The sequence below is a fragment of the Psychrobacter sp. K31L genome (assembly GCF_017942195.1).
GTDB lineage: Bacteria > Pseudomonadota > Gammaproteobacteria > Pseudomonadales > Moraxellaceae > Psychrobacter > Psychrobacter glaciei.
Genome location: NZ_JAGKSC010000004.1, coordinates 258,794 through 274,245, shown reverse-complemented (window position 1 = coordinate 274,245; position 15,452 = coordinate 258,794). Strand labels below are relative to the sequence as shown.

General features: G+C 44.2%; 10 protein-coding genes. 4 read left to right on the top strand and 6 right to left on the bottom strand.

Features of this window, described 5'->3' with window-relative positions; translation table 11 throughout:
- Window positions 1-138: 138 nt before the first annotated feature.
- Window positions 139-978, bottom strand: a complete 840-nt coding sequence (locus J5X94_RS08810; RefSeq protein WP_210540990.1) for a hypothetical protein — start codon at window positions 976-978, stop codon at window positions 139-141.
- 489 nt (window positions 979-1,467) lie between these two features.
- Between J5X94_RS08810 and J5X94_RS08805 the strand changes: the two genes are divergently transcribed.
- Window positions 1,468-2,634 carry a MalY/PatB family protein gene (locus J5X94_RS08805; RefSeq protein WP_210540989.1) on the top strand — a complete coding sequence of 389 codons (1,167 nt, stop codon included), beginning with the start codon at window positions 1,468-1,470 and terminating at the stop codon, window positions 2,632-2,634.
- A gap of 62 nt (window positions 2,635-2,696) precedes the next feature.
- Here J5X94_RS08805 and J5X94_RS08800 read toward each other — a convergent pair whose 3' ends face one another.
- The 3 genes from J5X94_RS08800 to J5X94_RS08790 form a co-directional block, all read right to left on the bottom strand.
- Window positions 2,697-4,262: an FGGY-family carbohydrate kinase gene (locus J5X94_RS08800; protein ID WP_201589032.1), complete on the bottom strand. Its 1,566-nt coding sequence runs from the start codon at window positions 4,260-4,262 to the stop codon at window positions 2,697-2,699.
- A gap of 174 nt (window positions 4,263-4,436) precedes the next feature.
- Window positions 4,437-6,098 (bottom strand): glycerol-3-phosphate dehydrogenase/oxidase, encoded by a 1,662-nt coding sequence (locus tag J5X94_RS08795; RefSeq protein ID WP_210540988.1) that lies wholly within the window; start codon window positions 6,096-6,098, stop codon window positions 4,437-4,439.
- Window positions 6,099-6,291: 193 nt separating this feature from the next.
- A complete protein-coding gene (locus J5X94_RS08790; protein WP_210540987.1) occupies window positions 6,292-8,052 on the bottom strand; it encodes an FAD-binding oxidoreductase in 1,761 nt (586 codons plus the stop codon).
- 474 nt (window positions 8,053-8,526) lie between these two features.
- On the opposite strand from J5X94_RS08790, the gene guaA reads away from it, so the two are divergent.
- The 3 genes from guaA (at window position 8,527) to J5X94_RS08775 (ending at window position 13,083) form a co-directional block, all read left to right on the top strand.
- Window positions 8,527-10,131 carry a glutamine-hydrolyzing GMP synthase gene (guaA, locus tag J5X94_RS08785; protein ID WP_210540986.1) on the top strand — a complete coding sequence of 535 codons (1,605 nt, stop codon included), beginning with the start codon at window positions 8,527-8,529 and terminating at the stop codon, window positions 10,129-10,131.
- A 170-nt stretch (window positions 10,132-10,301) separates the two neighbouring features.
- On the top strand, window positions 10,302-11,321 hold the full coding sequence (locus J5X94_RS08780; RefSeq protein WP_210540985.1) for an SIR2 family protein: 1,020 nt from the start codon (window positions 10,302-10,304) through the stop codon (window positions 11,319-11,321).
- Between the two features lie 10 nt (window positions 11,322-11,331).
- Window positions 11,332-13,083 (top strand): ATP-binding protein, encoded by a 1,752-nt coding sequence (locus tag J5X94_RS08775; protein ID WP_210540984.1) that lies wholly within the window; start codon window positions 11,332-11,334, stop codon window positions 13,081-13,083.
- 88 nt (window positions 13,084-13,171) lie between these two features.
- Here J5X94_RS08775 and J5X94_RS08770 read toward each other — a convergent pair whose 3' ends face one another.
- Both J5X94_RS08770 and J5X94_RS08765 read right to left on the bottom strand, forming a co-directional pair.
- The gene (locus J5X94_RS08770) at window positions 13,172-14,176 is read right to left on the bottom strand and encodes a YhdH/YhfP family quinone oxidoreductase (RefSeq protein ID WP_210540983.1); all 1,005 of its coding nucleotides are present in this window, start codon (window positions 14,174-14,176) and stop codon (window positions 13,172-13,174) included.
- Between the two features lie 66 nt (window positions 14,177-14,242).
- On the bottom strand, window positions 14,243-15,223 hold the full coding sequence (locus J5X94_RS08765) for a zinc-binding dehydrogenase (protein WP_210540982.1): 981 nt from the start codon (window positions 15,221-15,223) through the stop codon (window positions 14,243-14,245).
- Between the last annotated feature and the right edge of the window lie 229 nt (window positions 15,224-15,452).

Genomic DNA, 15,452 nt, shown 5'->3' with positions numbered 1-15,452 from the left:
GCGCCAACCACACCTTACGACCTTTCTAATACTTTTAACCTGAACAATAAAAACCCCGCCATGGCGAGGTCTCATTATCTTATCGAGTGTGTCTGGTCATAGTTGCACCAGCGTTAGCAACTTAGCTCTGATTGATTATTATTTAGCCGACTTGTAGTAGTCAACCATCATAGTGCCTAACGTGCCGTTGTCATCGATAGTGACGATTCTGACCGTACCTGACTGTGCTGCGGTACTGGACTGCACTTGTCCGGCATTACCTAAGACGACTTGGTTGGTTTTGGCTGCCATTGCTCCGTTACCGATAGCGATGCTATTCATGCCAGCTGCCATAGATTTATTACCAACAGCGACTGAGTTTGCACCTTGTGCTGCAGCCGCTTCACCGACTGCCGTAGCACGAACACCACTAGCGTCAGCTAAATGACCAAACGCTTGTGCGCGCTCGCTTGTGGCTTTGGATTTCCAACCGATAGAGGTTGAGCCTAAACCTGCGGCATTGGCTTCGCCGCCGACAGCCGTTGCTGAATTCAGACCTGCATTGGCTTTATTACCAACAGCGACTGTGTCATTGGTGCCACCAGCCATAGCGGCTTCACCGACTGCGGTAGAGCGAACACCGCTAGCATTGGCCAGATGACCAAATGCTTGCGCGCGTTCGGCAGTGGCTTTTGACTGCCAACCGATAGACGTTGAACCTAGACCTGCCGCATTGGCTTGACCACCGACAGCGGTTGCTGAGTTCAGACCTGCATTGGCCATATTACCGATAGCAACCGTGTCGTTAGTGCCGCTAGACATAGCACTATTGCCTAAAGTAATGGCAGTAGAGTTAGCGTTTGCCATCATTTGAGCGTTTGCAGTAATGGGCTGAGCCTCAGCGCCTGTTGCCATAGCAGTGCATGCAGAAGTGGCAGCAATGGCTAGGGTAAGCGCACTAATTTTTAGTGCTGAGCATGGTAGAAAATCCGTTTTCATAATGCTATATCCTTTTTTAAAAGCCCTCGGGGCTAATTGGTTGGTAGAGGTCAATGTCTATCTTAACGCTCGTCATATCAGCGTACTCTGACGTAAACGACTAGGGCGTGTCATCATTTAGATTGTGAGGCTTAAACTGAGGAAAATTGCAGCCAAACAAGAAAGAAATTGCCGTAAATATGAACATATTGACAAGGTTTCTGACGATGTTTGGCTAAATTTAGCCATTTTAAAACCACTAAATGTATCCATGTGTTAATTGATGACACGCCCTAGATACTATTCAGAATTCGCAATATAAATGTAACATTAATATTTGATGAAAATTTAATTATTGTTAGCATTATTTACTCAAAGGTCGTTTAAGCCGATGAATAGATAATTACGGTTGAAAGAGGCTAAGACTGCTAGGGCGTGTCCTAATCATTCAAACAGTAAAGACAACGCTATTATCTAGACTATAATAAGTGACCACTATCTGTTAGGAGAATGTCAGTGCTATATAACTTTGATGAGATAATTGATAGGCGTGATACGGGGTCAGTCAAATGGCACTATACCGATGACACGATTCCACTATGGGTGGCAGATATGGATTTTAAGGCCGCCCAGCCGATATTAGACGCGATTGAGAAAATTGCGCAGCATGGCATATTGGGCTATACCAAACCTACTGCGGCTTTGTATAAATCGATTATTGGCTGGCATGGTAGTCGTTATGATTTGTGGTTGGATGAGCAGCATATTTTGTTCTCACCCGGTGTCGTGCCAAGCTTGGCGCTGATGATGAGCGTATTTACTGAAGTAGGGGATGCGGTACTGGTCAATGATCCCATTTACACCCCTTTTATGACTAAGGTGGAGCAAAACGGTCGCAAGCTAGTGACCTCTGCATTAAAAGAAATTGAGGGTAAATATCAACTTGATTTGGCCGATATCGAAGCCAAAATAGTTGAGCATAAGGTTAAGCTTTATCTCCTTTGTAATCCGCACAATCCTGGCGGGCGCGTGTGGACGAGAGAGGAGCTAGCAGCACTGCTTGCGGTTTGCAAAAAGCACAATGTAGCGATTGTCAGCGATGAGATTCATCAGGATTTAACCTTACAAGGTTACACATTCACGCCTTTTTTGACGCTAGCAAAAGATTATGAGCACAACGTAGTAAGCCTTACTTCTATGACCAAAACTTTTAATATCGCTGGTATCAAAGGCTCACTGATATTTGCTAAAGATGAGTCATTAATCAAAAAAATCAGCCAACGGCAGCAATTAAATGACGAGTATGAGCTGAATTTATTTGCTTATGCAGCTATGCGTAGTGCTTATGAACAGGGCGATGAGTGGCTTGAGCAGGCGCTTGGTTATATTGAAAAAAATATCGAATTAACGATTCACTTTTTAGAAGAGCATTTACCTAAAATTAAGGTGATGCGCCCAGAAGCGTCGTATTTAATCTGGCTCGATTGCTCGGCATATGGCGAGGATGATCAGACGCTTTATGACACGCTTAGAGACGCTAAAGTTGAGCTAAATTCTGGTATCAAATATGGTAATGAGGGACACCTTAAAATGCGTATTAACGTGGCCTGTCCTCAAGCGGTGTTGGTAGAAGGCTTGAACCGTATTTATACAGCCTTAAATAGTGATGACAATTAAACAGCAACGCAAGCCATCACTCCTAATCAATATTAAGGTTAGGCTGACGCAGACGTTTTATCTTATTTGGCAGGGTAGCCGGTGATGTCTTGAATACTATGATACAAGGGCTGTAAGCGCTCGTACATCTTTAGATAGACTTCATTATACAAGCGCTTGTAGAGCTGGACATTGGCATCAATGGGTAAGAATTCATCGCCCAAATGGGTCATCGCTTGTGTCGCGGTTAAATGGTCAGGATAAACGCCAAGACCCACCGCACAGTTGATGGCAGCGCCTAAGCCTGAGGCTTCATAAGTATGCGGTCGGTAGGCGGGCATGCCAAAAATATCTGCTGTGAGCTGCATGGCTGAGTCACTTTGGGAGCCGCCGCCAGAGACGCGCAAGTGTTTGATGGGCTTGCCCGTGCGCTTCTCAATGGTATCAAAACCAAGCTTAAGCTCGTAGGCCAACCCTTCTAAGATAGCGCGGTAAACGTGCGCTCGCGTGTGCACGTCACCGAAGCCAATGAGCGCGCCTTTGCCCTCAAGCCCCGGATGACGAACACCGGGCGACCAATATGGCTGCATCATCAGACCCATAGACCCTGCCGGAATGTCTTTGACCGCTTGATCGAGGAGTTTTTCGGTATCGATACCTTGAGTCTGCGCCAGCTGCTCCTCGTAGTGAGCAAACTGCTCTTTAAACCAGCTGACCATCCAAAAGCCACGATAGATCATATACTCATGGTTGTAATAGTTTGGCGCGGCGGCGGTGTAGGCGGGCATGTGCTTGAGGACTTCGACGTAATCGGTAGAGATGGTGTTAATAGTGGCAGTGGTACCAAAGCTTAAGCAGGCCGTATCAGTAGCGAGACCCGCTGCCCCTAGAGCTTCGCAAGCTTTATCGCTGGCGGCAGCAATCATCGGTGTGCCCTCAAGGATACCTGTGGCCTCGGCGGCTTGAAGACTAATTTGACCGAGCTTTTGACCGGGCGAGATAATTTTGGGCATTTGATCGGGGGTACAGCTGAATAAGCGCCATTTGAGATCTGTGGGTTTTAGCCACTTTTGTGCTTTAAAGTTGTAAGGCAGGTAGCCAACCGAATGGCCTGTCGAATCAGCGAGTTCGCCTGTGAGCTGGTAGGTGAGGTAGGCGGAGAGATTGACATAGTGCGCAGTCTTCGCCCAGATTTCAGGCTCGTTTTGCGCGAGCCAATTACAGCGGGCTTTTTGCTGCGCCTCGGAGACTAGCTCGCCCATGCCGATGATTTTGGTCAATGGATTTAGGAAACCAATATCATTGGTCTCAGCGCGGCGCAAATCCATCCAGACGATAGCAGGGCGCAGCGGCTGTTTATCCTTATCCAAACAAATCATCGTATAGCGCTGGGTCGCGAGACTGACACCGGCGATTTGTGCTGGGGTGACATCGCAGCTTTGCCATAACTGCTGACATGCCTCGCTGAGCTTTTGCCAATAGTAGTCGGCATGTTGCTCGGCATAGTTGGGCTGCTTAGAGAAATACGGCTCGATAGGCACACGGGCTTTGGCGATCTCAGTGCCGAATTGATCAAAGATAAGCGCTCTAACGCTTTGGGTGCCGTTATCGATAGCTAAGAAATAAATCGGGTCATCAGGAGTGGTCATAGTTGTCCTTAACTATGTGGTGATAATCGTAAATGTCAAAACGTGCTACTGAAATAAACTTTCCTTGCGTGCTGTGTCTTATCTGCTTTGGCGCTGACAGAGGCTGCGTAACTTTTGTTTTAAAAGCAGGTATTCCAGTAGCACTGACTTCGAATGTTAAGTTAATTGAGAATATTAAGCCGCAGGCAGATGATAATAACGCTGCCATAATTGTTGATAACGCTCTGCTTCTTGCTGCCACCTTTGCTCATCCCATCCCAGCTCCTCTTGGCAGATTTGCTTCAATCTGGCGCTAATCAATGGCGTCATCGCGCCGTGCGGTAGTATCAAACCTAAGCGCGTACGCCGCAATAGTAAGTCATCTAAATGAATCACTTGCTCATAATACGCGGCAAATCGAATCTCCGCCCAAATGGTATTGCTATCGGTGACGTAAGCTAAATCTTCGTCGTGGGCGAGTTCAAGCAAGCTGTCAAGTTGCCTGCCATAGAACCCTTGTAAGCGCTGTTGTAAAGGTTTTGGTAAAGCCGCAAATTTAGGATTGGTTGGGATTTGATTACTAAAAACTTGATCGCTGTCTAGGTTGTTGTTTTGAATAACTGATTCATCAAGGGCGAGCACTTCTTGACACTTTTTAAGGACATCAAGCGCAATGAGGCGAAAGGTCGTGAGCTTACCACCGCTGACGGTCACTAGGTTGTTATCTAGCCACACGCTATGGTCGCGTTTTTCTTTGCTCGGACTGACGCGCTTACCATCGCCGCCTTCTGATATCAGCGGACGCACGCCTGCCCAAGTGCTGATCACATCCTCTTGGTTTAGGTTGACGTCATCAAAGAGATCGTTGGTCGCGGTCAACAGATAATCCACCTCTTCGCTGGTGATGCCGACCTCTTCATCGCCTAATGGCGGATGATCTAAATCGGTGGTGCCAAGGACGGTGCGGTTCTCCCAAGGAAAGACAAACACTGCTCTTTTATCGACAGGGTGCAAAAAGGTATAGGCTTGCGTAAGCGGTAAACGCTCTTGGCTAACCACCAAGTGACTGCCGCGAGACGGACGAATTTGCTTATTAAAGGTTTGCTCGGTTTGTTGGCTGGCTTGCATCCGTAAGTTATCCGCCCAAGCGCCCGTCGCACTGACCACGACTTTGGCATGAACGTTATAAGTCTGAGCGTTGTTAGCAGTTATAGAATCTGAATCAGCGGTATCTTTTAGCGCTGCACCTATTACTAAGCCCTGCTCATTAGTGAGTAACGACTCAGCTTTTAAGTAGTTAATCGCCTGCGCACCGTCATGTATCGCTTCGTCTAGCACGCGCATCACGAGTCGCGAGTCATCGGTCACCGCATCACTAAACTGACTGGCACCCAAAAAATTATTTTGCTTGATATGAGGATTCAGACGCAAAAAAGCGTCCTTTTTAAAGTAGGTAAAATAGCGCTTACCTGCCAGCTTATCGTAGACACGAAGCAAAGTATTAAATATCCATGGCGGTGGAAACTTGCCTTTATAATGCGGCATAACGAAATGCATCTCGTTGACCAAGCCGCCAGCCTCACTCAGCATGCGCTCACGTTCACGCACGCTAAGCAAAGTGGTCTTATAGTCGCCTGATGCGATGTAGCGCAGCCCACCATGTACCATTTTACTAGAGCGGCTGGACGTGCCCCAAGCAAAGTCTTTTTGCTCGATAAGTAATACCGCCAAGCCGCGCCGTGCTGCTTCGCGGGCAATCCCAGCACCAGTAATACCGCCGCCAATAATGAGCATATCCCAAGGTTCTGAACGTGATAGAGCGGCTAAAGCTTGTTGGCGTTGTTTGGTTTGGTTCATAGATGATTCATCTTAGTTATCCATTGATATGACATAGGCAGTTTTAAACAAAAAAGCGTCATGATTACGGTGTGCTACAGCAATAATTTTTTCTTGCGTGCTGCGTGCTGCGTGCTGCGTGCTGTGCGCTTCGCCAGACAGAGGCTGCGTAAAAAATATTGCTATAGCACTTATCGTTCCTCTTTTTAAGCAATCACTCTGCAAGTAAAACGCCCGGATTCATACGTTGTTCAGGGTCTAAGCTTTTAATCATATCACTGGTGACTTGTAGGCCAAGCGCGCCTTTTTCAGCGCCAAGATAAGGGGCGTGATCACGACCAACGCCATGCTGATGCGATATCGTGGCTGTACCATTAGCCAAACTAACACTGGCGGCATGTTTGATTTTTTGCCAGCGTTTTAAGGTAGCAGCGTGATCTTTTGCCGCTCTAAAAAAGTAAGTGGTATAAAGACTGGCACCTTGCTTATAAACGTGCGAGATATGAGTAAAGGCCATCACTTCTTCGCCTTCATCCGCGAGCGAAGTTTTCACCGCATCCTGCATCTGCGCCATTTGCTCATCGATATTAATCCAGTTGGTCGCGGTTTCAAAGGTATCGACCATGATGCCTTTTTCCCACAACGTACCACGCAAATAAGGAAACTTAAAACGTCCATGTGCCCAGATATTGCCCATGATATCGGTCAGCTTACCAGTGACACTACCGTGCTGCTTTAGTAGTTTTTTAAACTGGGTAAGTGCCAATTTATTCTGTGCTTTGTCACCTGAGACGCCATAAGTCAGCATGACTTTATCTGAGCTGAGTCCGCGCGCTTTTAGATAAGTGCTAATAGCCAAGAATTGACTAGGCGTAGTGCCCAGATGCAAGTGCGCGTCAGTCTCGACCGCATTGCTCAGGCGTAGCATAGACAGGCGAATGTTACTTTGCACGGCTTGTTTTAGTACGGCTTTACCTGCTGCCCAATTGGGTAAAAAAGCAACTTTGAATAGCTCTTCTTCTGGTTGTGACTGTACGCGCATTTTGACTGTCGTAAAGATGCCAACACGACCTTCGGTGCCCATCATCATCTCACGCAAATCAGGCCCTGCCGATGACGCCGGAATATCAGCGATATTTAGCACACCTTGTGGGGTAACTAGCGTACCGCCCGCAAACATCTGCTCGATACGCCCGTAGCCCAACGACTGCTGACCACTAGAGCGCGCGGCGATCCAACCGCCAAGGGTTGACAGCTCCCAAGACTGAGGATAATGTCCTAAACGGTAACCGTGCTCGTCCAATTGTGCCTCAACCGCAGGCCCTTGCGTACCCGCACCAAAAGTCGCGATTTGACTCTCGGTATCTAAGTCAATCAGCTGATCCATCTTGCTCATGGCGATAGTTAATACGGCACGCGAGCCTTTTTGTGGATTGATATGACCGACGACTGAAGTACCGCCGCCAAACGGAATGACGATAAGATCATGCTCTTGAGCTAATTTAAGTAATTGCTCGACATCATCAGTCGATTCAGGGAAAGCGACACCATCAGGGAAGACTTCAAAGTCGCCACCATGCATAGCGATCCAATCGGGGAAGCTTTGCCCACGCGCGTGTCTGAGCCTGACCTCTTGATCGACCGACACCGTATCAAGATCGGTAAGGGCAGTAGGCAAGCGCGATTTGGGCACAGTTTTGAGCACTTGTTGCAAGCTCACAGATTTTAGCTTATTGGTTTTACCGATGTGTGATTTGATCAATTTTGCGCCATGTGGCGAGACTTTTTTATTGATACTGACATTGCCCCAACCATTCCATCGCGTTTGCTCGATGGGGGTATTTAAGGAGGTATTATCTTTTGAGACGCTATCTACATTGATGTTATCGATATTTTTATTATCAGAATTTACGGCGATAGGTTCAGACTGGTCAGATTTAGGACTTTTACGGATAAGGGATTTGATTTTGCTCATAGAGAGTTAGCCTTTCGATTTATTATATAGTCAAATCCTATATAAATCGGATGCGAGGTCAGGCGCGCTCAGTCTACTATCCTGTAGACACTTCACTCGTCTTCCTTGTATCCAAATTATCCTGAACCGACTATCACTTTTATTTAGGTTTGGATTGAGATCTGGTGTTAATTATTAGAGCCAGTTTAGCGACCGCCCAATGTCTGGTAATGAGTGTGAGCTAACGATACTAAATCTATCGCATTAAAGCCAAACTGCTTATCATTCGAGCATATCACAATATAAACAAAACTTTTATAGGTACTCGTCATTTGTATAATAAAAATTTATCGTCTTTGGTGAATAATCATCAATATTCACTAATAATTATCGATAACCATCAATAATCGCGAACAATTACGCATCTAATAGCCAATAGAGGGCGTAAACTTGTTAAAATAGGGCACCAATTTATTTATTGATGGACATCGATTTATGACCACTGCCGCTGCCACTTCTGCAATACCGACTATCAAGCAAGATCGCATTCTTATCCTCGATTTTGGCTCGCAGTACAGCCAGCTTATCGCCCGCCGTGTGCGCGATTCTGGGGTGTTTTGTGAGATGCTACCTTTCGATATCGACACTCAGCGAATTACTGATTTTGGTGCCAAAGGCGTCATCCTATCGGGTGGCCCTGAGAGCGTACACGCAGAGAATAGCCCGCGTATCAACGATGCGGTGTTTGATTTGGGCGTACCAGTACTGGGTATTTGCTACGGTATGCAAGCGATGGCAGATCGTTTTGGCGGGCAGGTTCATGCCAGTGATATCCATGAGTTTGGTGCAGCGACGATCAACATCAATGGTACCTCGACCTTGATCGATGGTATCGAAGATGCGGCTGGCACGCTCAATGTTTGGATGAGTCATGGTGATAAAGTGATTGAAGCACCACAAGGCTTCGATATCGTCGCCAGTACGCCAAGCTGTCCGATTGCGATTATGGCCAATGACGACAAGCAATATTATGGTCTACAGTTTCATCCAGAAGTGACGCATACTCTACAAGGTCAAGCGCTGCTTGGTCGTTTCGTGCATCAAATCTGCGACTGTGCAGGCGATTGGACGCCAGATAATATCGCTGATATGCGTATTGCACAGTTAAAAGAGCAAATCGGTGACAAGCAAGTATTGCTAGGTCTATCAGGCGGTGTCGATAGCTCAGTGGTCGCAGCGTTATTGCACAAAGCCATCGGCGATCAGCTTACCTGTGTATTTGTAGACAACGGCTTGCTGCGTTTGAACGAAGGCGACCAAGTGATGCAAATCTTTGCAGAAAACATGGGCGTTAAAGTCATCCGTGTTGATGCAGAAGATTTATTCTTAAACGCCCTAGCAGGCGAGTCTGATCCAGAAGCCAAACGCAAAATCATTGGCAAAACCTTTATTGACGTATTTGCTGAGAGCGCGCGTCAAGTGAGCGAGCAGAGCGATGGTAAAGTCGTTGAGTTCTTGGCGCAGGGTACGATTTATCCTGACGTGATCGAATCTGCCAAATCGCATCAAGGCAAAGCACATGTGATTAAGAGCCATCATAACGTTGGTGGTTTGCCAGATGACTTGGCATTTAAGCTGATTGAGCCATTACGTGATTTGTTTAAAGATGAAGTGCGTAAACTGGGTGTTACTTTGGGTCTACCAGCCAAAATGGTCTATCGCCATCCTTTCCCTGGTCCAGGTTTGGGCGTGCGTATCCTTGGTGAAGTGACCAAAGAATATGCGGATATCTTGCGTCAAGCTGATGCGATATTTATGGCTGAGTTAGAAAAATCAGGCTGGTATGACAAGACTGCACAAGCATTTGCCGTATTCCAACCAATCAAATCGGTCGGTGTGGTCGGTGATGGTCGCCGCTATGCTTGGGTAATCGCGCTACGTGCGGTTGAGACTGTAGACTTTATGACGGCTCGCTTTGCGCATCTGCCGTATGATTTGATCGAGACGGTATCAAACCGCATTATGAATGAAATCGCTGAAGTATCACGTGTGACTTATGATGTTTCGAGTAAGCCGCCTGCGACGATTGAGTGGGAATAACATCAAACTAAAAATCTGATTAGCTCAGTATAGATAGAAAAAGCACTCAACTTGGTTGGGTGTTTTTTTTGGTTAAGATTCAGTAAGTAAAAATTAGTTTGCAAATATGCTTTCCTAAACTGTACTATTCGATTGTATTAATACTTGGTTTGCATAAATGAGATATCAAGATGACTAATGAACCTTTGTTAAAACAGATTCAGAAATGGACAAACACTGTACCACTTGTTGTACTTGGTAGTGGAGCTTCTGTTCCATATAAGCTACCTTCAATGTGGGTGCTTGGGGATCACTTGATAAATACAATTCATTTCAGTGAAGATATCAACAAAGACTCGTTCGAAGACTTTAAAAGAAAATTTGATGAAACAAATGATTTAGAAAGAGCTCTTACTGAGGCTAATCCTAATGCGGAAGTAGTGTCCAAAATTGTTAATGCAACTTGGTCATTTATAAATGAAGCAGACTTAATAGCTTATGATTACATTATTTGTTCAACTAACGATGTTCCACTTTCAAGGTTAATCAAACATTACTTAAACACTGCAAATAGTAAGTTATCAATAATTACTACGAATTACGATAGAATCGCAGAATATGCTTCAAGTTTAGCAAAAGCTTTTATATACAACGGATATACGCAAAATCACATAGGATATTTTTCTGAAAAAATCAGAAATAATCAATTAAATAAGCTTAGAGGGTTTAACGGACAGGTTAATATTTTAAAGGTACACGGATCACTAGATTGGTTCAAAACAACCAATGATGATAATGTTCAATTACCTTTAAGAAGGTGTATACCTGACGGATTTAGCCCATCAATTGTAACTCCAGGAAATAGTAAGTATTTACATACTCACAGTGAACCGTATAGAACTATTTTTACTATGGCAGATGAGGAAATAAAAGCAGCTGAAGGTTATTTATGTATTGGTTACGGTTTTAATGATGTACATGTACAACCGAATCTAATTGATCAGATAAGGAACGGAAAGCCTATTATCGTAATCACAAAAAAATTGACCGACCAGACTAAGCAAGCAATCATAAATAATAATTGTAAAAACTACGTTTTAGTTGAACAAGAAGGAGAGTCCGCAACGAGATTTATTTCTTCATATTATGGTGAGTATATAGAAGATAATTCAAGCTACTGGGAACTTAGTGAGTTCTTAACGTTAATATAAGGTAAATTTCATGTCGATTTTTAATTTTGAAGATGGGCTATCGATTGGTAGTGTTCACAGTGTTGATACTGCGACAGTAATTATTAGAGTGGATGAGATAGAGAAACTGCGTAGACTTCAGGTAAACCACTTAGTAGCAGTTAAAAGTTCAAAGGCTGGCCAACATCTTATTGGAATAATAAACAGAATAACGAGAAAATCGACAGATGAAATAGTGCCTAGTGAAGATAATGATGAGCCCACATATTTTTTGACTGAAAATATACTCAAAGTAAATCTTATAGGCACACTGCTTGATAAATACGGTCTGAAGAAAAATGTTTTTAAACGAACACTAGATACAGTACCTGAGATTGATGCGAGTTGTTTTCCTATAATTGGAGATAATATTACAGAGTTTATGAAGGTAATTTCTTCACATGAAAATTATAATAATCCGCTTTCATTAGGTAAATATACTATAGATGAGAATGCTGAAGCTTTTTTAGATGGCAATAAATTTTTCCAAAGACATGCTGTTATCGTAGGAAGTACGGGTTCTGGTAAATCTTGGTGCGTGGCAAAATTAATTGAGCAAACAGCTAAACTGCCAATGGCTAATGCTTTACTCTTTGATATTCACGGAGAGTACAGTGGTAAGGATTTCAAAGCTGATGGAATTCAACATATTAAGATTGCCAATCCTGAAGACCTAGGGAAAAAAGATAATCTTTTAAATAATATTTTAATGCTTCCATATTGGTTGTTAACTTATGAAGAAATGCTAGCTATGCTCCTTGATAGAAGCGATAGCAATGCACCTAACCAAGCGATGATCTTTTCGAAAACTGTATTTGAAGCAAAAGAAGCATATTTAGATAGTATTGGAGATACTGAATTTAAAGGCCATATAACTATTGACAGCCCAATACCGTATTCATTAAGTAATGTTCTAAGTATAATTAAAGATTTAGATACGGAGATGGTTGCAGGTAGTGGAGCAAAGGGCAAACAAGGTCCATTCTATGGAAAGCTAACAAGGTTTATTCAAAGATTAGAAGCTAAAATCCAAGATAAAAGACACGGGTTTTTATTTAAGATTGTAGAAGAGGAGTTGGAAATTGAATGGCTTAATAGGCTATGTAATTTGTTAATGTGTGGCTCAAAATTAAATGATAAAAACTGTGGTATAAAAGTAATTGATTTTTCTGAAGTACCTTCAGATATTTTACCTTTAGTAATAGGCTTAGTAGCGAGGTTGATTTTCACTGTTCAGCAGTGGACGACAAGTGATAAAAGACATCCTATTAGCTTACTATGTGATGAAGCCCATTTGTATATCCCTGAAAGAATAAATCAAGATTCAGCTTCTGAGTTAGGATTAAGAACTTTTGAACGAATCGCTAAAGAGGGTAGGAAGTATGGTATAAGTCTCGTAGTAATCAGTCAAAGACCATCAGAAGTTAACAGAACAGTTTTAAGTCAGTGTAATAACTTTATCTCTTTAAGACTTTCTAATGCTGAAGATCAAGCGGTTATTAAGAGATTATTACCAGAAAATCTTTCTGGATTAACCGATATATTACCAATTCTTGATATAGGCGAAGCTTTAGTAGTTGGCGACTGCTTACTCTTACCTACAAGAATACTAATTGATGAACCTAGTATTAAGCCTGATAGCGCAACTATACAATTCTGGAAAGAGTGGAGCAATGATGGAGCTGAACAAGATATAGCTAATGCAGTAAGTGGTTTAAGAAAACAATCTAAAGTAGTGTATTAAGTAAAGTGGACTCAAGAAGTTAAATAAAAGGCAGCACCTCAAAAGAGATGCTGCCTTTTTTATAATATTTAACTGCTAAGCTAAAAATTTAACCCTTCACATTCACCACATAACGCCCAACTGTCTTGCTCGCCATAAAGCGATCTAAGTATTCAGGTGTTTGCTCAAGCGTAATCTCTTCAGCATACTTTTCGAGATCAGGCAGTTTCATATCGGATGAAACACGCTCCCAAATAGCCTTTTTATCCGCCAGTGGAATATAGACCGAATCGATACCGAGTAGGGATACTGCACGAGTGATAAACGGCATGACCGTCATCGAAAACTCAGCGCCACCCGCCAAACCACAGCTAGTCACCGCGCCGCCCGCTTTGGTCTGCTTGAGCAAGTTGGATAAATAGTCGCCGCCTATCGTATCGATAGCATTTGCCCACAGTTCACGACCAATAGGTTTGCTACCGATTTCATTGATGGTATCGCGATGACGTACTTCGCTTGCGCCAAGCTCTTTTAAATGCTCGCTTTGCTCTGGCTTACCTGAGAATGCAATGACCTCGTAGCCTAACTGCTTCAAGATAGCAATACTGATGCTGCCCACGCCGCCCGTCGCACCTGTAACAGCGACTGGGCCATCGCTTGGTTTTGCGCCCATTTTTTCTAACTTTTGCACACTTAATGCTGCGGTTAGGCCGCCCGTACCGTAAATCATCGCTTCTTTTAATGTGAGCGACGACGGGCAGGGAAGTGCCCAATCGGCAGGGATAGAAATCATTTGCCCCAAGCCACCATCGGTATTCATGCCGAGATCATAGCCAAAGACCACGACTTCTTGCCCCTCTTTAAATGTGCCAGACTTATCACTGACCACGACGCCTGCCGCATCGATACCAGGAGTGTGTGGATAGTTTTTAGTGATTCTTTTATTACCTGATGCTGACATCGCATCTTTGAAATTTAACGAAGAGTAATGGACTTCGATCAGCAGATCGTTCTCAGGTAAATCGCTGACGTTACGGGTTTGAATGCTTTTGTCAAATTTGCCATCGCTGGCCTCGTGAACGACCAAGGCTTTAAAGGTTTTATTATTAGACATTATATTATTCCTATTTTATTGCTTTTATATTAAATGTATTTTAAACGAATCTCTTAAACGAGTAGCTTAAGGCTTAATCAATACTTTGCCTTTTTTGCCAGATTGTACCTTACCAGATACCGCTTCGTTAATATTGTCCAGCGTATAAATGCCGCCTGTTGGTAGCTTTAACTTACCGCTAGCGGCGCGCTCGATAAGCTCTTTTATTAAACGGCTTTTATTATCTGCATCCATCTTTTGCATCATCGCACCGCCCCAAAATCCTTTGAGTGTCGCTTGCTTAAAGATGAGATGAGTCGGATTGAGCGCGAGTGGCTGACCAGACATCGCACCCACTGCTGCTATGATGCCGCCATGACCGAGCAAGCTTAGTAAGTCACCACCAGACTGACCGCCGACAGAGTCGACCGCACCGCTTATTTTTGCATCGCCGATAAGTTGACGGACTTGATCTTTCCAGTCGTCATCATCGCTCACCACGTTGTTTTCGGTGATACCAATCTCGGTCAGCTCGTTTGCTGACTCTTTACTACGCACGACGTTGATGGTATTGATACCGCGCTCAGCTGCCAACATCGCAAGCGATTCACCAACTGCGCCATTAGCGGCGTTTTGAATGACCCATTGACCTTTTTCTAGTTCTAAAAACTCAATGAGCATCAAGGCGCTCATCGGCATGGCAATAAGCTGCGCGGCCATTTCATCATCGATGGCGTCCGGTATAGGGATGACGCTGCTGGCAGGCGAGGTGAAGTACTCGGCCCATGTGCCTTCGACACCGGTGACCACCACACGTTGACCCGCTTGCATACCTTTGACGCTAGTGCCGATAGCATCAATAGTACCCACGGCTTCGCTACCAGCAAGAGCGGGCAGTTTTGGCTTGGTGCCATATTGGCCTTGGATAGTGATGAGGTCGTGGTTATGGATGGAGGATAAAATAGTCTTGATACGGACTTCGTTTTCTTTTGGCACTGGCATTGGGCTGTCAGTGATCGTTAGTACGTCTGACGGTTTGCCAAATTCGTTGTAGGTTACGCTGCGCATACTTATATCCTTTTTTATTGTTAGATAGCTATCGTTAATTATTAATCTTTAAATGATGGTGATTAATCACTCATCAACCTTAACAAGTAGGGCTTGATACCCGCAACCTGACTTTGGTAAATGAACGTTGCCCGCTGTTTATCAATATACTACTAGGTAAGTTATAAGCGGTAAGCTATAAAAAACTGTCATAAAAAATGACAGCGCTCTCACTGTAAAGAACGCTGCC